This window comes from Marinomonas sp. (assembly GCF_039940335.1).
GTDB lineage: Bacteria > Pseudomonadota > Gammaproteobacteria > Pseudomonadales > Marinomonadaceae > Marinomonas.
The window spans coordinates 264,272-287,689 of the sequence record NZ_JBDVGW010000012.1 but is presented as its reverse complement, the minus strand read 5'-3'; the positions used below and the strand labels follow the sequence as shown (position 1 = coordinate 287,689).

Below are 23,418 nucleotides of genomic sequence, written 5' to 3'. Positions count from 1 at the left end.
ATTATGTATTGATAAAGTACAACTGGCCTAGCTTATAAAGACCAGTTGTACCGACTCTCTAATGCTGTGCTTACATAACCCGTTGGCCTGGCTTAGCGCCTGCATGGGGCTCAAGTAGGTAAATCTCGTCACCCCCCGGGCCTGCTGCCAATACCATGCCTTCCGACAAGCCAAACTTCATTTTGCGTGGTGCAAGGTTGGCCACCATCACGGTAAGCTTGCCTTCTAGGTCTTCTGGCTTATAAGCGGACTTAATACCAGAGAAAACCGTGCGAGTTTCACCGTCGATATCGAGGGTGAGTTTTAGTAGCTTGTTGGCTTTTTCGACATGCTCGGCTTTGGCGATCAAGGCGATGCGAAGATCCACCTTCGCAAAGTCATCGAAATTGATTTCAGCTTCTAGAGGCTCTTTGCTCAACTCTGTAGCTTCTTGCTTAGGCTCAGATTCAGCTTTGGCGGCGGCATCTGCTTCAGCTTCCAAACGGCCTTCTTCGATCATGGCATCGATCTGCTTCTGCTCAATACGACCCATTAGCGCTTTAAATTTGTTTACCTGCTTACCAAACAGTAATTCGCTACGATTGTCCCAAGTCAGCTCTTTGTTCAAGAAGGCTTCGGCATCCGCAACCAAGTTTGGCATCACAGGTTTTAGGTAGGTAGCCAAGATGCTAAACAGATTCAATGCGACAGAACAAACCTCTTGTACTTTAGGTAAGGTGGCTTCATCTTTCGCCAATACCCAAGGGGCTTGGTCAGCAATGTAGGTGTTGGCTACATCCGCAAGACGCATGATCTCACGCACGGCTTTACCGTATTCACGTTTTTCAAAAGATTCTGCGATGCTATCACCCGCGTCGATGAAGCTTTGAATCATTTCCTGCTCGCTGACAGTGCTAGCCAGTTGGCCATCAAACTTTTTATTAATGAAGCTTGCAGTACGGCTGGCGATGTTGACCACTTTACCGACTACATCCGAGTTTACGCGCTGGATAAAGTCTTCCAAGTTCAAATCGATGTCATCAACACTGGCATTTAACTTGGCAGCAAAGTAATAGCGCAAGTACTGAGGGTCTAGATGATTTAAGTAAGTGCGGGCTTTAATAAAGGTGCCACGAGACTTCGACATCTTAGTGCCGTTTACCGTTACATAGCCGTGAGCATTTACGCCTGTTGGCGTACGGTAACCTGCGCAATCCAACATCGCTGGCCAGAACAAGGCGTGGAAGTTGATGATGTCTTTACCGATAAAGTGGTAAAGCTCAGCGTCGGAATCCTTACCCCAGTAATCGTCGAAGTTTAGCTCTGGTGTGCGATCACATAGGTTTTTGAAGCTGGCCATGTAACCGATGGGGGCATCTAGCCACACGTAAAAATATTTGCCCGGCGCGTCTGGGATTTCAAAACCAAAGTAGGGAGCATCACGACTGATATCCCATTCTTGTAAACCAGAATCCAACCACTCGGCTAACTTGTTAGCTACTTGATCTTGTAGGGTGCCACTGCGGGTCCATTTTGCTAAGAAATCTTGGAAGTCCGGCAGTTTGAAGAAGTAGTGCTCGGACTCTTTTTCAATAGGGGTTGCGCCGGAGTAAACCGAACGTGGATCGATCATTTCCATTGGTGTGTAAGTCGCAGAGCATACTTCACAGTTGTCGCCGTATTGGTCTTCGGCTTTACACTTAGGGCAGGTGCCTTTAATGAAACGGTCCGCTAGGAACATCTCTTTTTCAGGATCGTAGGCTTGCACAATCGAGCGCACAGCAATTTTGCCATTATCACGAAGGGCCGTGTAAATGCTGTTGGAAATTTCGCGGTTTTCTTCTGAGTGGGTAGAGTGGTAGTTGTCATAACCAATCAAGAAGTCGTTGAAATCAGTCATGTGTTCTTGGCGCACGCCATCGATCAACTGCTCTGAGGTGATACCGTTTTGTGCCGCTTTGATCATAATGGCTGTACCGTGAGCATCATCAGCACACACGGCGGTACAAAGGTGACCACGCATTTTTTGGAAGCGAACCCAAATGTCGGTTTGGATATGCTCCAGCATGTGCCCTAAATGGATTGAGCCATTGGCATAAGGGAGGGCGCTGGTAACTAAAATTTTGCGTTGCGTTTGTGCCATTAGATATAAGCCTACTGGATGTTAAATAGTCGAATGTTGGTTTGAACACTAGGCGAATTGAATTCTGGTTTTCACCAAGCCTAAAATGAACGAAACATTTTGAAGGCGTAATTATAAGTCCCAGTAACTTGTGTGCAAGAGCTAGACTTGCTTTTCCGCAATTTGCCCTCACACTAGGCACATAAACTGAATTTATTTTGATAGATTTTGCGCAGCAAGGGTAAAGACCCTGAATCATCGCCGCAAATCTTCAATGCTGATGGAGAACCCACCATGTTAAGTGATGCCCAAATACAAGCACAACTAGAGCAGCTTATTGATCTCAATACTGCTCAAGCCTATGGGCCAGTATGGCAAGTGATCAGCGATGATCAGCGTATCCATGTCACCTTAAGCTTGGGTTATCCTGCGGAGCAAGAACAAGCCAGTTTGCGAGAGCGTATTAGCGAGCAGCTTAAAGATCAACGCCAGTTAGTGTTAGACATTGAAGCAAGCATTCAGCGTCACAGTACACAGGGCAATATTGCAGGCTTAGAAGGGGTGAAAAACGTCATCGCGATAGCTTCTGGAAAGGGCGGCGTGGGTAAATCCACCACGACGGTCAACCTTGCGCTAGCCATGGCGAGGGAAGGTGCTCGCGTAGGGATTTTAGATGCGGACATTTATGGCCCAAGCCAAGGCATGATGATGGGCTTTGCTGAAGACACTCGCCCACAAGTGCGCGACGAGAAGTTCTTTATTCCTCCAACCTCTCATGGTGTTCAAGTGATGAGTATGGCTTTCTTAACCACCAAGGATACGCCAGTAGCTTGGCGTGGCCCTATGGTGACAGGCGCCCTGATGCAGATTCTGACGCAAACCGATTGGGATGATTTGGATTACTTGTTTATTGATATGCCACCGGGTACAGGCGACATTCAATTAACTTTATCGCAGAAAGTACCAGTGGCCGGTTCTGTCATAGTGACCACCCCTCAAGACATTGCGCTATTAGATGCGCGTCGTGGTATTGAAATGTTTAACAAGGTACAAATTCCGGTGTTGGGTGTGGTAGAAAATATGTCCACCCACATCTGTTCCAACTGTGGTCACCATGAAGCGATTTTCGGCGACCAAGGTGGTGCCAGTTTAGCGGCGGAATATCAGGTCGATGTCTTGGGTAAATTGCCTTTGAGTTTAGCGATTCGTGAGCGCAGTGATGCGGGGCGTCCTTTGGTGGTGAGTGAGCCAGAAAGTGAGGTGGCGAATATTTATCAGTCGATTGCTCGTAAACTTGGTGCTACCCTTGCTCACCGACAAGATCAGCAATTTTCCATGCCGACCATTGGCATGAGTGATGACTAAGGAAAAACCATGCGTTTGTGTGACCGAGATATAATTAAAGCCCTAGATGATGGCGCGATCGTAATAGAGCCGCGCCCAGATAACAGCGTCATTAGTGGCGTATCGGTGGATTTACGTTTGGGGAATTCGTTTCGTGTTTTTCAAGGGCATCCTGCACCCTACCTAGATTTAAGTAGCTCTAAAGCCGACTTAAGTAAAGTAATCGAATCGGTCATGAGCGATGAAATACTGGTGAAAGACGGTGAACCTTTCTTCATTCACCCAGGTGAGTTGGTGTTAGGTGTGACCAAAGAATCCGTGACCGTCCCAGATTATTTGGTGGGCTGGTTAGATGGTCGTTCATCGTTGGCACGTTTAGGGCTAATGGTGCATGTTACGGCGCACCGTATTGACCCAGGCTGGAGTGGCGGTATCGTATTGGAGTTTCTAAACGGGGGCAAATTACCCATCGCTTTAAGTCCTGGTATGACGATAGGGGCGATCAATTTTGAAACCCTATCTGGCCCTGCTGAGCGTCCTTACAATAAGCGTGACAACGCCAAGTATAAAGACCAAAAGTCTGCTGTAGGCAGCCGCATCAGTGGTGATAAGCAGGATTAATGTGTGTTGCTCTGCTGAGCCATTAAGTGATCAATAACATCAGGGGCAAGAAAAATCTTGTCACCTGATGGCCTATCTAAAACAATGTAATAACCCTTTAATACCTTTCTGATTGAACAAGCTGATACAACTAGCCTGCGAACTTTTTATTGTTAAGGAGCAGGTCATGTCTAATAAAAAAATACTAATGATTACTGGCGATTTCACTGAAGATTACGAAACCATGGTGCCGTTTCAGGCTTTGATGAGTGTTGGTCATACCGTCCATGCGGTGTGCCCAGACAAGCAGGCGGGAGACTCTGTTGCGACGGCCATCCATGATTTTGAAGGGGATCAGACGTACACGGAAAAAGTAGGGCATCGCTTTGCTCTTAATGCCAGTTTCGATGACATCGACCCTGCTGACTATGATGCTTTAGTGATTCCCGGTGGTCGCGCTCCAGAATATCTGCGACTCAATCCGCAAGTCATTGCCATGGTGAAGCACTTTTTTGCTGAAAATAAACCGGTGGCGGCGGTATGTCATGGGGCTCAATTACTGGCCGCCGCGGGTGTCTTGGCGAATCGTAAATGCTCGGCTTACCCAGCTTGTCAGCCTGAAGTGGAGCTTGCTAAAGGTGTCTATGCGGACATACCTGTGGATCAAGCCATTACTGATGGTAATCTAGTGACAGCGCCAGCATGGCCGGCTCATCCGCAATGGTTAGCGCAGTTTTATGTCTTGTTAAACGCCTAACTTACCTTGTTAGCAGACTGAATATGGCAAAACGAAATAAGGAATTTGCCTTGTTTAGTCTGCTTTACCTCTAGTACTTGTCCGTTGATTTCGCTATTTTCTATGCTTGAATATCATTGCTGTCCTAGTAAACAAAAATAATAAGTGCGACAAGGAATCCATGCTATGTGTAAGCTATTTGTGAACTCAGACCCTAGCCTATGGCAAAACGTTACCCGTTCATTGCGTATTGATGGCATGGTAACGAGCATTCGTTTGGAAAGTTTTTTCTGGTTTACCCTCGAAGAAATTGCCCAGCGAGATAAATTAAGTTTGGCGCAGATGATCGCCAAGCTTAACCATGAAGCGCTCGATGCGGGCCATGATCTGGATAACTTCACTTCTTTCCTACGTGTCTGCGCCATGCGCTATTTACATCTACAAACCCTTGGTATGCTGCCTCACTCTAGTGACATCAGTATTGCGTCACTAAACAGTGACCGCATACTCAAACAAGAAAAGTACTATTTAGACACCCACCAATAAGTTCGTCAGTCGGAAAAGCAAAGTTTTCGGTCAGCCTTATAAAAGACTGACCGCTTTGCTGTATAATCTTTTTTAAATGATCGAGCGTTGGCTGAGGGCTTATGACCTACGATGAATTTAACCAATTTTGTGCGGCACTACCGGCTACGACTCATGTGGTTCAGTGGGGCAATTCGCAAGTTTGGAAAGTGGGTGGCAAAGTTTTTGCCATTGGCGGTTGGGGAAAAGACAAACACCCCGCTTTTACCTTTAAAACCTCAGAATTAAACTATTTGTTTTTAAGTGAATGCCCGGGTTATCAACCGGCACCATACCTTGCTAGCCGAGGCCTTAAATGGATTCAACAGTACGATAACGACAATGTGAATTTGGATGAATTACATTATTATCTCAGTGAATCCCACCGCATCGTTTCTTTAGGCTTAAGTAAGAAAAAACAAAAAGAACTGGGTTTAAACCAAACGACAGAGACCGAATGAACTGTCGCCAAACCGCTCGTTAAGATCTTCAAACAACCTTTTTTCTAATTGGAAATTTATGTTTACAGCGTCCTCCACCCGATTAAATAAATACATCAGTGAAAGTGGTATCTGCTCGCGTCGTGATGCCGACCGATTTATTGAACAGGGTAATGTTTTTATTAATGGCAAGCGGGCGAAGGTCGGGGACCAAGTGAACCCTGGTGATACCGTGCGAGTAAATGGCCAGCTAATTGAGCCTCAAGACGCAGACGATTTTGTGTTTATCGTTCTCAATAAACCTGTAGGTATTGTCAGTACCACAGAAAGTTCAGAGCGTAATAATATTGTCGACTTTGTGAGTCATGGGGTGCGAATTTTCCCCATAGGGCGCTTGGATAAAGATTCCCAAGGGTTGATCTTCCTGACCAATAATGGTGATTTAGTTAATAAAATATTGCGTGCAGGCAATGACCATGAAAAAGAATATTTGGTAACGGTTAACAAGCCCATTACTGAGGCTTTCATTGAAGGTATGGCTGGAGGGGTGCCTATTTTGGGCACTATGACCAAAAAGTGTCCAGTGAAAAAAATCTCTCCCACTGTATTTAATATCACCCTAGTGCAGGGTTTGAATCGACAGATTCGCCGTATGTGTGAACACTTTGGTTACGAGGTAATGAAGCTGGAACGAACTCGTATTATGAATGTGAGTTTAAAAGGGGTTCCGGTTGGGGAGTGGCGCGACCTCACTCAAAAAGAACTGAGTGTACTGTTAAAATCGGTGGAGGATTCTTCCTCGGAAGCGGCTCCTAACCATAAAAGCCAAGGTCGAAAAAACAAACCTTCCCAAGCGGCTAAAGGTCGTGCGCAAGCATCAAAAACGGATGGCAAACCGAAACGCACGAATGGCTCAAAGAACACCCCTAAAAATGTGCCTAAGGGCAATACTAAGCACCCTCAAGGGGAAGGGCGCGGTGGCAGATCCAAAGACAAGCGACCCTTTGGTGAGGGTAAGAATATCACGGGCAAAGGTCGCAAGCCTGCCGGAAAACCCGCACCGAAAGGTCAATCAAAACGCCCTAATAATGGCCCGAAAAGATCACCGAAACGTTAAACTTTTGATGTTTTGGTTACCACAACACCGTTTAGATATAAAAAAAGGCGGTGATAGCGATGACTATCACAGCCTTTTTAATGTCATGAAAGCTCTGTCTAATTAAGCTTTACTCTTAGCGTCTTCATTGACCACAATGACTTTGCGATGAGGGAATGGAATTTCGATACCATTTTCATCCAATGCTTTTTTGATTAATTCAGGCACAGTGTAAAGTACGTTAAAATAATGCTCGCCTTTACAGAATGGACGCACAATAAAGTCCACAGAACTGTCGTTTAAGGTTTCTACTTCTACAAACGGGGCAGGTGTTTTTAAAATGTGCGGATGGTCTGCTAATACCTTATCGATCACCGCACGTGCTTTATCTGTATTTTCGTCGTAAGCAATACCAAATCGCATATCCACGCCACGCTCACTGTAATGGGAATGGTTGATGATTTGTTGTCCCCAAATTTGGCTGTTTGGAATAATAATTTGCTGATTATCAAAAGTTTGTAGAATGGTGGTAAACATGTCGATTTCCGTCACATTACCGAATCTTCCTGCCGCATCGATAAAATCACCCACTTTGTAAGGGCGGAAGAATAACAACATTACCCCTGCGGCTAGATTCGACATAGCCCCTTGCAGTGCAAGACCTACCGCTAAACCTGCTGCACCTAATAGCGCCACGATGGAAGCGGTTTGCACGCCGAAACGGTTTAATACCGCAATGATGACAAACGCCAAGATAATATAGCGGGCGACACTGCCAAGGAAACGAAATAAAGTGTCATCCAACTGATTGTGTTTTTTACTTAAACCAATGACGAGTTTATTGGCGCTGCTGGCAACCCAAAGGCCCAACAATAAAATCACACTTGCCAACAAGATATTTGTGGCCCAAGACAAGGCCATTGGGAAGTATTGATTCACATCCAACTGCTCTATGAATTCCGACATGCATATTATCCTTTAATTGAAACGCGCGGGGTTATTTAAATACTATGATGATAATCATTAGTTTTTTATAGCGGAGAGAATATTATGTTTTCTCCCATTGAAAGGAAAGTTTAATACTGTGACAATTTGTTTACATTTAAAATGCTATTGAATATTGCGTTATTGAATCTGTTTGTTAGGTTAGTATGTTGACTATTTGAAGGTTTTAATAAAACCGTATTATTCCATGGGTAAGCTAACTATTTAGCTAGAGACGCCTTGATTAGAGTAGGTAATCTTTCAAAAAAAGAGTGAACTATAAGGGCTTTTCATACCTCTAATAGCCAAGATGATATGCATTTGACGCACACAAAGCTGATGATAAAAGGTATAGTTAGGCGTGAAGTTTTAGATGGCGAGTGGCTGGGTGTTACAAGAAGAAAGCATTGTATGCGATGAATGCGATTGGGTGAATCTGGTACCTCCTTTGCTAAAAGGAGAACGGCTAAAGTGCGAGCGTTGTTCTCATGTTTTATTGAGTCTGCATCAACACGTCAATGGTCGTATCTTAGGTTTTAGCTTCTCTGCTTTATTAATGCTGGCGATATCTTTCGTTTTTCCTTTCTTGAGTTTTTCGAGTAAGGGCGCTCAGCACACCATGGATCTGTTTGATACCATACGCATTTTACTCGGACAAAACTATTTACTGATGGGAAGCCTGGTGTGTCTCATTCTAATCGTCTTGCCGGTTCTTTATCTGGTGTCCATTTTTCACCTTTCTTGGTCGCTGAAATGGCGCCGCAGGGTTCCTTATGTACAGCGTTATTTAGCTCGCTGGTTCATTGTCATTGAGCCTTGGTTAATGGCCGATGTTTTCTTAGTGGGCATCTTGGTGGCCTTGGTTAAAATGAGCAGCTTGGCAGATATTGAATTGGGGCTGTCCTTTTGGGCATTTTGTGCCTATGTGGTGCTCATGGTTAAGACGGTTTCTTTGGTGGATAAACGCTGGTATTGGTTGCAAGTGGCAGGCCCTGCGAAAAGGCTTCCTTCTATCCAAGCTATGCCTGCTCAGCAGCAAGGACTATTAGGCTGTCATTTTTGTGGTGCGACCTTATTAAAGGATACAACCCATTGTTATCGCTGTCGTCATACTGTCCATAGTCGCCGCCCTGGGAGTTTGAAAAAAACACTGTCCTATTTAATCGCTGCGATTGTGATGTATATTCCAGCCAATATTTTCCCCATCATGGAAACGACGTTTTTAGGTGCGACAGAGTCTTCCACTATCATGGGAGGCGTGTTGTTACTTTGGTCAATTGGGTCTTACCCCGTTGCCTTGATTATTTTCTTTGCCAGTGTGGTGATTCCGTTAGCCAAAATACTGTCTTTAAGTTGGCTCACTTGGCAATGCTACTTTCCGACGGAAAGAGCGACCATGCAAAAGATGAAGCTTTATCGGCTTACTGAGTTGGTGGGGCGATGGTCGATGATTGATATATTTGTGGTCGCGATTTTGACCAGTTTAGTACAACTAGGAAATTTGATTTCCATTTTACCCGGCCCTGCGGCCATGTCATTTGCCTCGGTAGTATTACTAACCATGCTGGCAGCTATGGTATTTGACCCCAGACTACTGTGGGATAAAGATAAGGGCAGCCTAGGTTTACAGGAGAAACAACGTTGAATTTGCCGAAGAACAATGTCGAGAGTTTACGACGCGTTCATTTTAATACCATTTGGTTGGTACCACTGATCGCCATTCTCGTGGCGAGCTGGATGCTCTACCAAAACTGGGCGAGCCAAGGCCCTATTATTACTCTAGTGGCCAGTAATGCAGAAGGCCTAGAGGCAGGTAAAACCACACTTAAAGCTCGAAATGTGGATGTTGGTAAAGTGATTGATATTCGTTTAAGTGAGGATTACGACAGCGCGATTATTCGAGTGCGTATGAATCATGGTACGGAAAACATGCTCCGTGAAGATGCTCAGTTTTGGGTGGTGAAACCGCGCATCGGTAAAGAAGGTGTGAGTGGTCTTGGCACCCTATTATCCGGTGCTTACATCAATATGTCGCCGGGTGAAGAAGGGGATATTAAGAGCGAATTTACCGTATTAAGTCAACCGCCTTTGTCGACTGAAAACGAAGGTATTAGAGTCGTTCTACATAGCAAAGACGCTTCCAAACTTGAAGTCGGTGCCTTGGTGCATTTTCGAGGTTATGAAGTGGGCTATGTGGAAGAAGTAGGTTTCGATGCTGAGCAAGGCGCTATTACCTATCGAGTAGTGATTCGTTCTCCCTACGATGCTCTGGTCAATACAGCCGTACAATTTTGGATTACTCCAGCTTTGGCGTTTAAGAGTACTGCCAAAGGCTTTGAAGTAAGCCTAGATTCCTTGGAAACTTTCCTCTCTGGCGGTATTTCCTTTGGATTAGCGGCAGAGCGCCCAGTAGGGAACGCTGTGACAGACTTACAAGAGTTTCGATTGTTTGCTTCGAAAACGGATGCGGATAACAATCGTTTTGATGACTACATTGAGTACGTTTTCTTATTTGATGCCAACTTAACTAGTTTACTACCGGGGGCGCCGGTCGAGTTTCGTGGGATTCGAATTGGCACCGTGATGGAAGTGCCTTTCACAGGTATATCGATGAGTAAACTGGCACAGTTTGAAGAACCTCTGATCCCTGTGATGGCGCGGATAGAACCCCAGCGTTTAGGCACACAGAGTGCGGATGATATGTCCTTACAAGAGTGGAATGCGCTTTTTGATGAGCGTATCGAAAAAGGCTTAAGGGCATCGATAATAATTGGTAACTATCTTAATGCCGCCAAATTAATCAGTTTGGACTTTATGGACGATGCGCCGCCGCCGCGCTTTAAAGAGTTTGAAGGCCATCGTATTTTCCCTACGGGCCCCGACTTCTTTGGCAATATAGAGGGCAAGATTTCTGGCATGCTAGAAAACTTCGCTGAAGCCCCCATTCAAGAAACTTTTGCATCCTTGAATCAGACCGTTGGGGAGGCCAGTAAAGCCTTAGCTCAGCTGCAAGCTCTGAGTAACAGCGTACAATCACTGGTGGAACAAACGAAGGACGAAGACTTGCCTGCAGAAGTGGCAAAAACGTTGCAAGAGGTGAATAACACCTTGGCCAGCTATCAGGCTAATGGCCAAATCGGTGGCCCTTTACGCTCTAATATGCAGACCCTAGAACGGGCATTAAACGAGCTGCAACCTTTGTTGAGACAATTGCGTGAGCAACCGAATACATTAATTTTTGATGCCAAACCGCACACCGACCTAGAACCTAAAGCGGCCCGTTAATAATGAGGAAAAGAAGTTCATGAGAAACTGGCGATTATTTTGTGTAGTGATTATTAGCGGTTTATTAGTCGCCTGTAGTACGCCTCCTGTAGCCCCAAGCAAGGAATACCTATTGTTGGATAAAGGCCAAGTTGAAGCCGAGCCAATCGCCACGAAAAGTGTTGCCATGCATCTATTACCTGTCAGCGTTGCGCCCTATCTATTAGGAACGGAACTTGTGTTGGTGTCTTCCCAGGGGGAAGTATTCCGTTCACAAAATAACTTATGGGCAGAACCTTTATCGACCCAATTAACTCGTGTGAGTCAGCAAAGCTTAGAGCACAGTCTGCCAAACGTTACTTGGTTCGGTCATCAGTCTGTTCCTGTGGATGGGGTTTATCAGTTAAACCTTGAGGTCGATGCTTTTTATGCAGACTTGGAAGGGAATGTGCACATAACAGGGCGTTGGCAGTTGGTCTCTCCAGCAAGGAAATTATTACAAGTGGATACCTTCACTATTGTGGAGCCGTTACAGGAGGATGGTTACCCAGCCATGGTGAATACCTTGTCTCGTCTCTGGCAGGAAAAGGTTGTTCAGGTAGTGTCTACGAAAATCTCTAAAGATTTATTATAAAATAGTTTTATATATTAAATGATTTAGAACAATAATTTGACTGCATAATATCTGTACTGCATGATGGATTAAATCACTTAATTTAGGTTCAGTGCGATGAAAAAATATTTATTCATTTTTCTATTTAATACGCCTCTTGCTTTTGCCTCTTCTTATGAAGAGTGTATCGATCTAACCGCACATGAAAAGTTTTCATTGTCCGACGGTTATGTGGAATATGAAGCGGTTAATTGGGAAAAAGCACTGCCGGCCTGTGAACAAGCAGTGACTGATCACCCTGAAGATTTTAAAGTTTTATACGGTCTTAGCCGAGTATATTCTCGTCAACTTGATGAAACGGGTGATAAAGCACTAACTGAAAAAATGAACTACTATGCGGTAAAAAGTTATTGGGCCGGTTTTAGTCATGCGGCCTGGGTGTTGGCTATTGAATACCTTGAAAATAAAGAGTGGGATCAAGCAATGTACTGGCTTGATCAAAATATTAAAGATGGAAGTGATAGGGCAATTAATCAAAAAGCGCTGTTACTATTTGATGACGACGAAGAGTACCCATACAAAAACTATCAGGAAGCAATAGATCTGTTAAAAAGCGCTTCCGAAAGTGACAATAAATATATTCATTTCAACTTAGCAAGTTTACATTATCTTGATCAATATGAACTGCTGGATTATGAGCTTGCCTTAAAGCACTTCACAAAAGCCGCAGATTTAGGGCATGTGTCCAGCTTATATAGATTAGGTGAGATTTATCATAATGGCTATGGTACTGAAACGGATGATAAAAAGGCTGTAGAGTACTTTCTCGCTGCAAAAAAAGCTGGCAGCAAATGGAGTAACCTAGATCAAAATTTGAGCCAAAGTGCCATGAACGCTTGGCGACAAAGTGATGAAGGTGAAGGATATGAGTATTATGATTTGTCCATCAATACCCTCAGGTCGATGGCTTTAAACGATGATCAAGAAGCCAAAACCTTTTTGCGACAGCAGCAAATTGCCATTTCTCCTGAAAATACACCATTAGATTTGTTCTCAGTTAAATCCCAAGGTGAAGCCCTTTTGAGAAGAGTTAATGGTTATTTTGAATCTTATATAGAAAATAATGACGATGAGAGCAAAGCAAAGGTCGACTTGGCATTTGATAAATATGTTCAAGTCATGGATAAAAATGGGTTTTACAGTGAGCCCATTGGGTATTTTGAAAAGCTTGTCAGCAAAGGGTATACCCCTTTTTTTGAGCGCAGCCAAATCTATCTTGCAAAGATGCATATACAGTTATTTTTAGACTACCAACACCGATCTAATGCTGTCCGGGCTTTATCCTCAGCGTTGCTTTCAGAAAGTCATTCTGTGTTTGAAACAATCTCTTCTGTTGTCTACACCGAGGTCGATGAAGATACCTATGACTCTTATGTAGCTTCTGCTGTGCAGATTTATAAAAACTATAATACTAATTTTGTGATTAACCGATTTGAACAAGCTCTCAAAGCAGGTATACCTGATCTAGCATTAATATATATGCGAGACAGTAATCTCAATATAGATGATCAGCGCAGCCATGATGGTGCGAGCATGCTACATTTAGCCATTTGGTATGATTACACCGACATCGCTAAGCAACTGATTCGTGACGGCGCTGATATTAACCTAGCGGATAATGATGGCGATAAACCGTTAGGTTATGCTATCCATATGAAAAATATGGAATTGATAAATTATCTGAATAGCCTAGGGGCAAAAAATTAGTTGGGCTATTTAAAAAATTAGGGGCAGAGTTTAATTAAGCTCTTTCTTAGGATTGATAATATTTATTTTACTCTGAACCTGATGATTAACAAAAAAGCCTCAAAGCGATTGGCTTTGAGGCTTTTTGACACTCTCTAAAATCTACATTGTATGTTGGAGATTCGTTGTCCTTCGCTCGTTTTCTAAAAGAAATAGTTATGGGGTTGCGTGTTTGTACTGGTTGTCGCATAAATAATCTTTTAGTATCGACCAACAAGCATTGCAGTGTCGAAAAAATGCGCTGTAGATACAAGGAAGAATTTTTACGCTCGCTTTACCAGTTTTAAATTTTATGAATAGTTTTATAAAACACTGTAAATTCAGTTGGTTATAAAAAATTAGGCAGTTTTGAAAGTGTGCTAATGCGCATTGATAAAGTGTTATGAGTAAAGAGATAGGAGTAGGAATGAGAAAAATATTATGGATTTCAGCTATGTTATTCTTCGCGCCAAACTTTTCGATGGCCAACGACGAGCCATCTTTACTCATGGAAGGTGGCCTAGAAAGCCTAATTGCGTTTAGAGATAGTTTTACTATTGAATACTCGGATCAAGTTTCTGATGGTTGCCTTCCTCAACCATCAAGAATGAAGGACAAGATGGAGTTAGCTATTAGGCAAAATGGGTTTTCTATTTCAACAGAATCGTTTTTTTCTAATAAAATAAAAATAACGGCGCTTGGTTTTGCGACAAATTCATCTTCATGCGCAATTTCGCTACAAGCGGAATTGGAGTTCTGGGCCAGCGTTTTAGTTCCTTTTGCTCAGACAGTACCTAAAGGCAACAATACGATCGCACCAATAATATATGATTTTGGCAGTGTAATTCTCACAGGGAATAAAAATGGAATGCAAAAAAGGGTTGAGAATCAAATAAAAGAGTTTGGAGATGATTTGTACCTAAATATATCTAGGGCCAAGGACTACATTTCCAAAAAATTCCCTGAAATGCCAAAATATCATGAGCAACAAAAATCTGAAAAATAGCAAACTCATAACAAGTCAATCAACTTCACACCTACTGTACCGGACGCAGAAAAGCTTCGCTGCTTATTGAGGTGTTAGTGCTATTAATTTTCTGCATCTAGAAATTTAAAATAGAGTAAAAATGAAACGTTTAATTATTGTGATATTTTTCATCAGCTTAAGTAATATTGTTGTCGCAAAAGATATGGAAAGTAGGAATAAACTTAGGTGGTTGCCAAATATAAAAATGGCAATTAATGCTGGATATTATAAAGAACTTACAGTGCAATGTGAGTTCCATGGTTATGGAAACTGGGAGAAGATACCAGATCTAAAAGGTGTTTTATCTACTGCAAAAAAAATCAAAGAAGCTGAAAATATTGTCACTGAAATAGTGAATGATTCAGATTTTGAAAGTGACCTTAATGATCGTATACGTGCTTATTACACAGGAATGCAGTTAGCTAAAGTATCATTTGACAACCTTTACCCATATATTAAAGCTGATAGATCAAAAGTAATGTGGTATTGCCGTTCTGATATGGCTCTTGAAGCAAAACGAGCTTTATCATTTGAGCCCTGGATGTAAAAAAATTACTAAGAAGTGCTTCAATAAGGGCGTTAGCTTTACTAAGGAGAATTAAGTGCCAGCCGAACTAGATGAAGCATATTTTCAACATGTAACAGAACACTTTGAAAAGTGTGGAGATTGGTCAAAAGAACGAAATCATTTTTTTGAATGGATGTGCGCATCTGAGTTTCATTGGTTCTTCGTACAAGGCTTAGATGCAATTAAATCTGGTTTTTATCTTCCTGGAATATCTTCGTTATTAAATGGCTTTGAAGCCAGCTTAAGAGTAACTATTTCACAAGTAAGCACTGAGGGAACTGCATCGCCAGAGCTATCGCCATATAAAGTATTAAGTAATAACTTAATTAAACAAGCACATGAAATTGGTATTCCGGTTAGTTTTTTGGCTTTAGAAAATGAACCTGACTTTATGGAAAAACTCGATAGTGTAAAACCCAATAGAGTTGATGTTGAATTAGTACGTTTACGTAATAATATTTGCCACGGCAATATTTTAGAGTTTATTAATAAGGATCGTGGTCCTGAGAATTCTTTTTTCACACCAGAGTGCATGAGAGACTTGGCTGAAAATTTATTAGTAGTTGCTTACGCTTGGGCGCAAGAACTTGGTAAATTTAGGCGAAGTGATGGTTTATTACATCATGATAATCTAAAAACTCCGACGCAAATGGGTGGCTAACAAGTTGTTTAAAAGGACAAAAAACAGTTGGTTTTACTCCTTAGTCGCTAATTATAGTCGACAATTTTTTTTGCCTCTGAACAAGGTGTTAGCGCCCACATGAAAATCTTAAGCTACTGTCGTAGAGGGTAGAATGTTAAAAAATAGCGGAAGAGAGAAACTGTCCGACAAAAAAATTGACTCTCCTTTAAGTAATGAGAAATTTATTAATAAATTGTTTGAACGATTAGTTGCATTGAAGGTGGAATTCAAGGATGTGGATTTTCGCTATTGTATTTTTGATGCAGCCTACTTAAGAGGTTGTAGTTTCGAGGATTGCGACTTTACCGGCTGCAGGTTCATTAATAGTAATCTTGCAGGTTGTAGTTTTAATGGATGTAAGTTTGACTATGCATCTTTTGATAAAACTCATGTAGATAACGATATTCTTGATGTTGGTTGCCCAGGCCCAGAGAATCTTAAGCTTAAATTTGCGCGCTCATTACGTATGAATTACCAACAAATTGGCGATGCTAAATCTGCAAATAAGGCCATTAGAATTGAGCTGCAAGCAAGAGAAGATCATCTTCATAAGGCATGGAAGTCAAAAGAGTCTTACTATCGGAAAAAATACAAAGGTCTTGATCGAGTAAAGACCTTTGGAGAATGGCTTGAGTTTAAATTATTGGATTTAATATGGGGAAATGGCGAGTCGACTTGGAAGCTATTTCGCGCCGTTCTAGTTGTTTTACTATTCATAACAGGCATTCATGTCATCGGCTTTGATGACCCAAGCCTAGTTAAATCATACATCGATACGTTTTTTATTTCGCCGCAAGTATTTCTTGGGGTATTAAAACCACCAGAATATCCAACGTATTATATAACTTTAATCTTTTTGATTAGGTTAATTATGTTCGGATTCTTTATGTCTATTATTATCAAGCGTTTTAATAGGCGGTAAAAATGCATATATACGCATTTGGATCTGTTTGTCGTGGTGAAGTTGATGCGTCATCAGATATTGATATGCTTGCCATTGTTAATGGTCATGATTCAAGATTTAATCCAAGTGATTATTCAATTTACTCCTATGGGCGAATACATGATCTTTGGAATCAAGGAAATCCTTTTGCTTGGCATCTTTTTTTGGAGTCTAAGTTGGTTTACTCACAAGATGATATTGACTTCCTTAAGAGCATAGGAGAACCGAGCAGTTATAATTCAGGAATTGAAGACTGTGAAAAATTTCGTGAAATATTTCTGTCTGCAAAAGAGTCCATAGTTAATTCGGATCTTACTGAGATATTTGATCTATCATCTGTATTTTTAGCGGTAAGGAATTTTGCAACATGTTATTCATTGTACAGCGAGTTAACTCCAGATTTTTCTCGTAATTCAGCTCGCAACTTAGGTACCCACAGCATTCCTATTGATGCGTCTACATATAGTTTGTTAGAAAGATCCAGAGTGCTTTGCACAAGAGGTATAGGCGAAATTCTAGACAGTGAAGAAATAGATCAAGCAAAAAAATATTTAGGTAAAATAGATTCATGGATGACTGGAATATTAAAAATTATGAAGAATGATATTTATGAGCGAGTTTAATAACAGAATCAACGCACAAAGAGATGCACTAAAAATTGTTAATGGATCTGGGCTATTCGTCGAGTCTTTATTGAGTTTGACAGAGAAAGCTATTGATCGCTGGTCTAAAAATAACAAGCTTGACGCTCACGACCCTATCATTACATTGCTCAAGTCGATGTCTGGCACTTTGTTTTTTCTTGCCAATAAGAGTCAAGAGCAAGTCACAGAAGACTACAAAGTATTATCCGAAAAGGTAAGTACTCAGCTATATGATTTAGAGTTGGAAATGGCTAACAAAGTATTGCAGCGGACAAGCCTCTGAATGCGGCGAGTAAGGAGCATCATGACAATTAAAGCAATCCTCTTTGACCACGATGGAACAACCGTAGACTCAGAACAAGCTCATTTTGAAATGTGGAGAGATGTGCTGCGAGAGTATGGTGTTGTGTTATCGCATGAGGAGTATACGAATCAATACGCAGGTATTCCCACGACTTCAAATGCTGTCACTATCGTGGAAAATCAAATGATAAATGCAACACCAGCTCAACTTGTACAGGCTAAGGCTGAAGCGACCAATCAATACTTATCGGAACAAGCATTTCCTCTCATGGATGGTGCATTTGATTCAGCTCGATATTTCTATGAGCGAGGTTATCAAATTGGAATTGTTACCGGTGCTGGCAGGGAAGGTGTCGATGTTACGCTAAAAGAACATGGCTTTGACAAATATGTATCTGTCGTAGTTTCTGGTGACGATGTAACGAATAGTAAGCCTGCACCTGACTGTTATTTGTTGGCAGCTGAAAGATTGGGCGTAGAACCATCTGAGTGTCTAGCGCTAGAGGACACTTATAACGGAAGCCTTGCTGCAATTGGTGCAGGTATAAAGTGTGTCGGTGTCTCTGCATCAAGTCGTGTAAGAGGTTTGTTCACCGGAACAATTTACGAGTGTGCCAATCTTAATGAGGCGACAGAGTGGATATCCGAAAGCGTATTGGCGTGAGAAAACAGCTAATAACAATTGGGTCAGAGTTAAATTAAGCCTCTTTCTTAGGGGGAGCATCATTTCCGCTTCACGCTAAAGCGTGACCTACGCTTATAAAGAGCGTCAAACAATTGGGGGCAGAGTTAAATTAAGCCTCTTTCTTGGGGGGAGCATCATTTCCGCTTCACGCTAAAGCGTGACCTACGCTCATAAAGAGCGCCGAACGATTGGGTGAGAGTTAAATTAAGTCTCTTTCTTGGGGGTAGCATCATTTCCGCTTCACGCTAAAGCGTGACCTACGCTTATAAAGAGCGCTGAACAATTGGGCTAGAGTTAAATTAAGCCTCTTTCTTGGGGGGAGCATCATTTCCGCTTCACGCTAAAGCGTGACCTACGCTTATAAGAGAGCGTCTAAGTCAGTTTGATTTAGACGCTCTTTTTAGGTGTGTTGCTTTGAAGGTTAACGAACCACGGCTTTGGGTTGGTTCAATTCTTGGCGTTTGCGCAGTGACTCATAAAATGGTGCGTAGGTTGGGCGGTCAATGTATTGGCCATCTCCTGATTTCGCCATTAGCTTGCCATCATGCCATGCCAGTTTACCGTTACAAATAGTGGTTTTTGGAATGCCATTTATGGTCATGCCCTCAAAAATACTGTGTTCAATATTGGATTGATGGGTTTTCGCCGACAAGGTTTTGCTGTCGTTCGGGTCCCACAGCACTAAGTCTGCATCGGCGCCGACACGGATACAGCCTTTATTCGGGTAAATGTTAAAGATCTTCGCTGTATTGGTGCTGGTCAACGCCACAAATTCGTTGGCGGAAATTTTGCCTTGGTTGACGCCTTTTTCCCATAACACCATCATGCGCTCTTCAACCCCTGCAGTACCATTAGGAATCATTGCGAAATTGTCTTTACCCATGGCTTTTTGCTCAGCACAGAAAGCACAGTGGTCGGTTGCTGTGGTTTGAATCGTGCCTGCTTGTACACCTTTCCAGAGGGCATCTTGGTGCTGTTTAGGGCGGAATGGAGGGCTCATGACGTGAGCCGCAGCCGTTGCCCAATCAGGGTTTTGGTAGACACTTTCATCTACTGTTAGGTGTCCTGCAAGGACTTCCCCAAACACGGTCTGCCCATGATCTTTGGCATAACGGATGGCATCCACGGCTTCTTCTGTGGACACATGTACTAGGTAAATTGGTGCCCCTAGTGTGTTGGCAATACTAATGGCTCGGTTAGCGGCTTCGCCTTCTACAGAAGATGGGCGTGAAAGAGGGTGCGCCTCTGGGCCTGTCATACCTTGCTCAAGCAATTTGTTTTGTAGGTGATAAACAAGTTCACCATTTTCCGCATGAACGGTAGGAATGGCACCTAGCTCAAGACACTTGGTAAAACTGGACACTAGAATGTCATCCGTGGCCATAATGGCGTTTTTATATGCCATGAAATGCTTGAAGCTGTTAACCCCTTTGTTCTCCACAAGGTATTCCATTTCTTGTGCGACGCTGTCATCCCACCAAGTGATGGCGACGTGAAAGGAATAGTTAGAGTGAGCTTTTTGTGCCCATTCTCGCCATTGATGATACGCCTCAACCAAAGACTGCTGAGGGTTGGGGATCACAAAATCAATGATGCTGGTGGTACCACCCGCTAGGGCAGCTGCGGTGCCAGAGGCAAAATCATCTTTTGCGACGGTGCCCATAAATGGCAATTGCATATGAGTGTGTGGGTCTATGCCGCCGGGCATGACCAACTTGCCTGTGGCATCAAGCACTTCGGCGTCTGCAGGGGCGCTTAACTCTTTGCCGATGGCGGTAATTTTACTGCCTTCACATAAAATGTCGGCTTGGTAAGTTTCTTCATGTGTGACAATCGTGCCACCTTTTATTAGTAGACTCATAACAAGTGTCCTTTTTTACAACCACGCAAAGGCGCTACAGCGTTGTGTCAGCACTCAAAGACGTGTGATATCGAGATATAATTTTACGGTATTACGAAAGGGCGGCTAACGCCGCCCACAGGTGGTGATTAAGACTGTACAGCGCTGGCTTGATTTGCTGCAGACTGTTGCATGTTGGCTAGGATGAAATAGACCACGGCACCAGTGAAAGCTCCTGTGAACCAACCATAGCTGTAGAACCAACTGATCGCAGGAACGTTCAAGGCAATGATGGTTAGAAGAACCGAGAAACCAAAAGCTGACAACCCTGGTACATTGAAGGCAGGGTATAAGCTACCTGGAGTGTAAAGAGCCACTAGATCTAAATGCTGACGCTTGATCAAGAAGTAATCCACAATCATGATGCCAGCAATAGGGCCAAGCAGGCTGGAGTAACCAAGCAACCAGTTGGAATACATGCTTTCAACACTGACATCGGATTCCAACCAACCCATTTTTTTCAGCAATTCCCAACCCATTAATAGAATGCCCACCAAACCTGTTAGCAGCGCACCACGGGTATGGTTAATAAGTTTTGGCGCAATATTTTGAAAGTCATTGGTTGGGGACACCACATTGGCCGCGGTATTTGTCGATAGAGTCGCAATAATGATTAACACCATAGCAATGGCTACCCAAAGCGGGCTGTCGATTTTACCGATTAATGAGACAGGATCAGAAATGGTTTCGCCAACAAGCGTGCTGGAGGCAGCGGTTAGTACGACACCTAATGCGGCAAAGAAGAACATAGTCACAGGAAGGCCGATGATTTGGCCAATAATCTGGTCTTTTTGAGATTTGGCATAACGGCTAAAGTCTGGAATGTTTAGAGATAGTGTTGCCCAAAAGCCCACCATGGCCGCTAGACCACCAAAAAAGTATCCCCAAAAACCAGCCTCTTCAGGACGATTTGCAGGAGTTGCTAGTATTTCAGTGAAAGAGACTTTTTCGCCTGCCCACATCATAAGACCAATACTGACGATCAGCAGTAATGGCGCAGATAGGGTTTCCAACCATTTAATGGATTCGGCACCACGAATCACCACATACATGTTTAATGCCCAGAAGACGAAGAAACCAATCACTTCACCGACACCACCAAGACTTGCCCAACCATCGGATACGGCAGAGAGGAAAAGGTGAATCGCCAAGCCGCCAAACATGGTTTGAATACCAAACCAGCCACAGGCCACTAAGGCTCGTATGAGACAGGGAATATTTGAGCCCACCATACCAAACGAGGAGCGTAGTAAAACTGGAAAAGGAATACCAAATTTAGTGCCTGGGTAAGCGTTTAACGTTAAAGGAAACAATAGAATGGCGTTGGCAACCAAGATGGTAATTAGAGCTTCCATCACAGACAAACCAAAATAAGCTGTCAATACACCACCTAGCGTATACGTTGGCACACAAATCGACATACCAACCCATAGCGCTGTGATGTTCCATTTATTCCAAGTACGGTCTTTAATTTTTGTAGGCGCTAAATCATCGTTATAAGCACTACTTTCTTTAAGATCTTTATCGACCTCCAATTCATAAAACTCACCTTGCTGTACGGATTTACTGCTCATATTACTGCACCTCTTAGCTGCTGATTTTATAGATTCATTCAAGTTTTTAGTGGGTGTTCATGTCATGATTTTTTAAATATGCTCATTTGCAATACGCTCACTGGCTTCCAGCATGGTATGCAATAAAACGTTGGCGCCCGCGGCACATTCTTCCGGCGAACTGTATTCTGCTTCGTTGTGGCTAATGCCTTTTAAACAGGGGGTGAAGATCATGCCTGTAGGAATGAGGTCTGCCATGTAACAAGCGTCATGACCGGCTCCAGCATAAATGTCCATGTGACTGTAACCGAGTTTTTCTGCGGCACGTTTCACATCATCGGAGGCATTAAATTCAACAGGAGCAAAGTACCAGAAGGGGTCAAGTTTCACTTCTAGGCCATGCTCAACGGCGATTTTTTCACAGAATATTGCCAGTTCTTCGTGCATTTTTTGGAGCACTTCAGGCACTGGGTTGCGTAAGTCGGCACTGAATTTCACATTGCCAGGGATGGTGTTTCGAGAGTTCGGCCACACTTGCATAAAGCCTACTGTGCCCAAGCCGTTTTCATAACGATTAGCGATTTGTTGCATTTCGGCAACGATAAGAGAAGCGGCCAGCATGGCGTCTTTACGTAAGTGCATTGGGGTTGTGCCTGAGTGGGAAGGGCGACCAATAACTTCAACATTGTACCAACGTATGCCTTGACCTAAGCGGACAACGCCAATGGCTTTTTTCTCGTCTTCTAGGATTGGGCCTTGTTCAATGTGGGCCTCAAAGAAAGCCCCCATGTTACGGCTACCCAGCTCCATATCACCCAAATAGCCAATGCGCTCAAGCTCATCTCCCAAGCGAATGCCGTTTACATCGGTTTTGTTTAGCTCGGTTTCTAAATCAAAACGACCAACATAGGTACCAGAGCCTTGCATGGCGGGTTGGAAGCGTGAGCCTTCTTCGTTGGTCCAAACGGAAAATTCCATGGGGGTTGGTGTTTCGATGTTGTTTTCATGCAGTACTCTCAATACTTCAACCCCTGAAAGTACTCCAAATACACCGTCAAACTTTCCGCCGGTAGGTTGGGTATCAAGATGGCTCCCCGTCCCTACAGCGGGTAGGTCATTATTTTTACCTGGACGGCGCGCAAAAATGTTGCCAATTTTATCCACCGAGATGCTGCATCCTGCCGCTTCACACCAGCTAACAAACAAATCTCTGGATTGTTTGTCTAAATCTGTGCCCGCAAGGCGATTACAACCACCTTTTTCTGTCCCACCTATTTCTCCCATTTCCATCAAGGTGTCCCAAAGGCGTTGCTGATTAATACGAAGGTCTTGCATGCTCTCTCCTTTTTCGCGCAAATATAAAAGCAGTTATATTTTTCAAACTATTATTTACCAAAAGGTAAAAATATAAGTTAAGGGAATAGATTTCTTATTTAAGACATAAAACTATATATTTGAGTAATGGATGTTTTTAAATAGAAAATCGAACTGTCTTTTTGGTCAGCAATAACTAGGCCAACTTAAATTAATTGTTGGGAAAATAGCTCGTTTGATTAGGTGAAATATGTTATTTTACTGTCATTATT

Annotated in this window: 22 protein-coding genes; 17 read left to right on the top strand and 5 right to left on the bottom strand. The window is 43.0% G+C overall.

Annotated elements, in window-relative coordinates; genetic code table 11:
* Positions 1-70 precede the first annotated feature (70 nt).
* Complete coding sequence (gene metG, locus ABJF92_RS08750; protein WP_446815409.1) at positions 71-2,122, bottom strand: methionine--tRNA ligase; 2,052 nt, start codon at positions 2,120-2,122, stop codon at positions 71-73.
* 273 nt (positions 2,123-2,395) lie between these two features.
* On the opposite strand from metG, the gene apbC reads away from it, so the two are divergent.
* The 6 genes from apbC to rluF all read left to right on the top strand — a co-directional run bounded on the left by apbC (position 2,396) and on the right by rluF (position 6,902).
* A complete protein-coding gene (gene apbC, locus ABJF92_RS08745; RefSeq protein WP_446815408.1) occupies positions 2,396-3,466 on the top strand; it encodes an iron-sulfur cluster carrier protein ApbC in 1,071 nt (356 codons plus the stop codon).
* Positions 3,467-3,475: 9 nt separating this feature from the next.
* The gene (gene dcd, locus ABJF92_RS08740) at positions 3,476-4,066 is read left to right on the top strand and encodes a dCTP deaminase (protein ID WP_446815407.1); all 591 of its coding nucleotides are present in this window, start codon (positions 3,476-3,478) and stop codon (positions 4,064-4,066) included.
* 166 nt (positions 4,067-4,232) lie between these two features.
* Positions 4,233-4,802: a DJ-1/PfpI family protein gene (locus tag ABJF92_RS08735; protein ID WP_446815406.1), complete on the top strand. Its 570-nt coding sequence runs from the start codon at positions 4,233-4,235 to the stop codon at positions 4,800-4,802.
* A 165-nt stretch (positions 4,803-4,967) separates the two neighbouring features.
* Entirely contained in the window at positions 4,968-5,327 is a 360-nt protein-coding gene (locus ABJF92_RS08730) for a ribbon-helix-helix domain-containing protein (protein ID WP_445975877.1), read from the top strand.
* Between the two features lie 101 nt (positions 5,328-5,428).
* Positions 5,429-5,806, top strand: coding sequence for an MmcQ/YjbR family DNA-binding protein (locus ABJF92_RS08725; RefSeq protein ID WP_446815405.1), 378 nt, complete (start codon positions 5,429-5,431; stop codon positions 5,804-5,806).
* Positions 5,807-5,864: 58 nt separating this feature from the next.
* On the top strand, positions 5,865-6,902 hold the full coding sequence (gene rluF / locus ABJF92_RS08720; RefSeq protein ID WP_446815404.1) for a 23S rRNA pseudouridine(2604) synthase RluF: 1,038 nt from the start codon (positions 5,865-5,867) through the stop codon (positions 6,900-6,902).
* 102 nt (positions 6,903-7,004) lie between these two features.
* Here rluF and ABJF92_RS08715 read toward each other — a convergent pair whose 3' ends face one another.
* Positions 7,005-7,847 carry a mechanosensitive ion channel family protein gene (locus ABJF92_RS08715; RefSeq protein WP_446815403.1) on the bottom strand — a complete coding sequence of 281 codons (843 nt, stop codon included), beginning with the start codon at positions 7,845-7,847 and terminating at the stop codon, positions 7,005-7,007.
* A 391-nt stretch (positions 7,848-8,238) separates the two neighbouring features.
* On the opposite strand from ABJF92_RS08715, the gene ABJF92_RS08710 reads away from it, so the two are divergent.
* The 11 genes from ABJF92_RS08710 to ABJF92_RS08660 all read left to right on the top strand — a co-directional run bounded on the left by ABJF92_RS08710 (position 8,239) and on the right by ABJF92_RS08660 (position 18,358).
* Entirely contained in the window at positions 8,239-9,510 is a 1,272-nt protein-coding gene (locus ABJF92_RS08710; protein ID WP_446815402.1) for a PqiA/YebS family transporter subunit, read from the top strand.
* Complete coding sequence (gene pqiB, locus ABJF92_RS08705) at positions 9,507-11,150, top strand: intermembrane transport protein PqiB (protein WP_446815401.1); 1,644 nt, start codon at positions 9,507-9,509, stop codon at positions 11,148-11,150. Before ABJF92_RS08710 ends, pqiB begins: the two co-directional genes overlap by 4 nt.
* A 19-nt stretch (positions 11,151-11,169) precedes the next feature.
* Entirely contained in the window at positions 11,170-11,763 is a 594-nt protein-coding gene (locus ABJF92_RS08700; protein ID WP_446815400.1) for a PqiC family protein, read from the top strand.
* 96 nt (positions 11,764-11,859) lie between these two features.
* On the top strand, positions 11,860-13,509 hold the full coding sequence (locus ABJF92_RS08695; RefSeq protein ID WP_446815399.1) for an ankyrin repeat domain-containing protein: 1,650 nt from the start codon (positions 11,860-11,862) through the stop codon (positions 13,507-13,509).
* Positions 13,510-13,930: 421 nt separating this feature from the next.
* The gene (locus tag ABJF92_RS08690) at positions 13,931-14,533 is read left to right on the top strand and encodes a hypothetical protein (RefSeq protein ID WP_446815398.1); all 603 of its coding nucleotides are present in this window, start codon (positions 13,931-13,933) and stop codon (positions 14,531-14,533) included.
* Between the two features lie 121 nt (positions 14,534-14,654).
* Positions 14,655-15,101, top strand: a complete 447-nt coding sequence (locus ABJF92_RS08685) for a hypothetical protein (protein ID WP_446815397.1) — start codon at positions 14,655-14,657, stop codon at positions 15,099-15,101.
* Positions 15,102-15,156: 55 nt separating this feature from the next.
* Entirely contained in the window at positions 15,157-15,783 is a 627-nt protein-coding gene (locus tag ABJF92_RS08680; RefSeq protein WP_446815396.1) for a hypothetical protein, read from the top strand.
* Between the two features lie 133 nt (positions 15,784-15,916).
* On the top strand, positions 15,917-16,726 hold the full coding sequence (locus tag ABJF92_RS08675) for a pentapeptide repeat-containing protein (RefSeq protein ID WP_446815395.1): 810 nt from the start codon (positions 15,917-15,919) through the stop codon (positions 16,724-16,726).
* Between the two features lie 2 nt (positions 16,727-16,728).
* Entirely contained in the window at positions 16,729-17,370 is a 642-nt protein-coding gene (locus ABJF92_RS08670) for a nucleotidyltransferase domain-containing protein (protein ID WP_446815394.1), read from the top strand.
* Positions 17,357-17,674 (top strand): hypothetical protein, encoded by a 318-nt coding sequence (locus tag ABJF92_RS08665; RefSeq protein WP_446815393.1) that lies wholly within the window; start codon positions 17,357-17,359, stop codon positions 17,672-17,674. The genes ABJF92_RS08670 and ABJF92_RS08665 overlap by 14 nt, the downstream gene beginning before the upstream one ends.
* Positions 17,675-18,358: an HAD family hydrolase gene (locus ABJF92_RS08660; protein WP_446815392.1), complete on the top strand. Its 684-nt coding sequence runs from the start codon at positions 17,675-17,677 to the stop codon at positions 18,356-18,358.
* 442 nt (positions 18,359-18,800) lie between these two features.
* Here the strand turns inward: ABJF92_RS08660 and hydA are convergent, their stop codons facing one another.
* The 3 genes from hydA to ABJF92_RS08645 all read right to left on the bottom strand — a co-directional run bounded on the left by hydA (position 18,801) and on the right by ABJF92_RS08645 (position 23,167).
* Positions 18,801-20,240: a dihydropyrimidinase gene (gene hydA / locus ABJF92_RS08655; RefSeq protein ID WP_446815391.1), complete on the bottom strand. Its 1,440-nt coding sequence runs from the start codon at positions 20,238-20,240 to the stop codon at positions 18,801-18,803.
* 128 nt (positions 20,241-20,368) lie between these two features.
* On the bottom strand, positions 20,369-21,853 hold the full coding sequence (locus tag ABJF92_RS08650) for an NCS1 family nucleobase:cation symporter-1 (RefSeq protein WP_446815390.1): 1,485 nt from the start codon (positions 21,851-21,853) through the stop codon (positions 20,369-20,371).
* Positions 21,854-21,925: 72 nt separating this feature from the next.
* Positions 21,926-23,167, bottom strand: coding sequence for an allantoate amidohydrolase (locus ABJF92_RS08645; protein WP_446815389.1), 1,242 nt, complete (start codon positions 23,165-23,167; stop codon positions 21,926-21,928).
* Between the last annotated feature and the right edge of the window lie 251 nt (positions 23,168-23,418).

What these genes read in the sequence shown, in the direction of transcription:
- ABJF92_RS08685 (WP_446815397.1), top strand. Translation starts at nt 14,655, where the DNA reads ATGAAACGTTTAATTATTGTGATATTTTTCATCAGCTTAAGTAATATT.
- ABJF92_RS08690 (WP_446815398.1), top strand. Translation starts at nt 13,931, where the DNA reads ATGAGTAAAGAGATAGGAGTAGGAATGAGAAAAATATTATGGATTTCA.
- ABJF92_RS08695 (WP_446815399.1), top strand. Translation starts at nt 11,860, where the DNA reads ATGAAAAAATATTTATTCATTTTTCTATTTAATACGCCTCTTGCTTTT.
- ABJF92_RS08735 (WP_446815406.1), top strand. Translation starts at nt 4,233, where the DNA reads ATGTCTAATAAAAAAATACTAATGATTACTGGCGATTTCACTGAAGAT.
- ABJF92_RS08670 (WP_446815394.1), top strand. Translation starts at nt 16,729, where the DNA reads ATGCATATATACGCATTTGGATCTGTTTGTCGTGGTGAAGTTGATGCG.
- ABJF92_RS08715 (WP_446815403.1), bottom strand. Translation starts at nt 7,847, where the DNA reads ATGTCGGAATTCATAGAGCAGTTGGATGTGAATCAATACTTCCCAATG.
- rluF (WP_446815404.1), top strand. Translation starts at nt 5,865, where the DNA reads ATGTTTACAGCGTCCTCCACCCGATTAAATAAATACATCAGTGAAAGT.
- dcd (WP_446815407.1), top strand. Translation starts at nt 3,476, where the DNA reads ATGCGTTTGTGTGACCGAGATATAATTAAAGCCCTAGATGATGGCGCG.
- ABJF92_RS08710 (WP_446815402.1), top strand. Translation starts at nt 8,239, where the DNA reads ATGGCGAGTGGCTGGGTGTTACAAGAAGAAAGCATTGTATGCGATGAA.
- ABJF92_RS08675 (WP_446815395.1), top strand. Translation starts at nt 15,917, where the DNA reads ATGTTAAAAAATAGCGGAAGAGAGAAACTGTCCGACAAAAAAATTGAC.
- ABJF92_RS08725 (WP_446815405.1), top strand. Translation starts at nt 5,429, where the DNA reads ATGACCTACGATGAATTTAACCAATTTTGTGCGGCACTACCGGCTACG.
- ABJF92_RS08665 (WP_446815393.1), top strand. Translation starts at nt 17,357, where the DNA reads ATGAGCGAGTTTAATAACAGAATCAACGCACAAAGAGATGCACTAAAA.
- ABJF92_RS08645 (WP_446815389.1), bottom strand. Translation starts at nt 23,167, where the DNA reads ATGCAAGACCTTCGTATTAATCAGCAACGCCTTTGGGACACCTTGATG.
- ABJF92_RS08700 (WP_446815400.1), top strand. Translation starts at nt 11,170, where the DNA reads ATGAGAAACTGGCGATTATTTTGTGTAGTGATTATTAGCGGTTTATTA.
- ABJF92_RS08650 (WP_446815390.1), bottom strand. Translation starts at nt 21,853, where the DNA reads ATGAGCAGTAAATCCGTACAGCAAGGTGAGTTTTATGAATTGGAGGTC.
- hydA (WP_446815391.1), bottom strand. Translation starts at nt 20,240, where the DNA reads ATGAGTCTACTAATAAAAGGTGGCACGATTGTCACACATGAAGAAACT.
- ABJF92_RS08730 (WP_445975877.1), top strand. Translation starts at nt 4,968, where the DNA reads ATGTGTAAGCTATTTGTGAACTCAGACCCTAGCCTATGGCAAAACGTT.
- metG (WP_446815409.1), bottom strand. Translation starts at nt 2,122, where the DNA reads ATGGCACAAACGCAACGCAAAATTTTAGTTACCAGCGCCCTCCCTTAT.
- apbC (WP_446815408.1), top strand. Translation starts at nt 2,396, where the DNA reads ATGTTAAGTGATGCCCAAATACAAGCACAACTAGAGCAGCTTATTGAT.
- ABJF92_RS08660 (WP_446815392.1), top strand. Translation starts at nt 17,675, where the DNA reads ATGCGGCGAGTAAGGAGCATCATGACAATTAAAGCAATCCTCTTTGAC.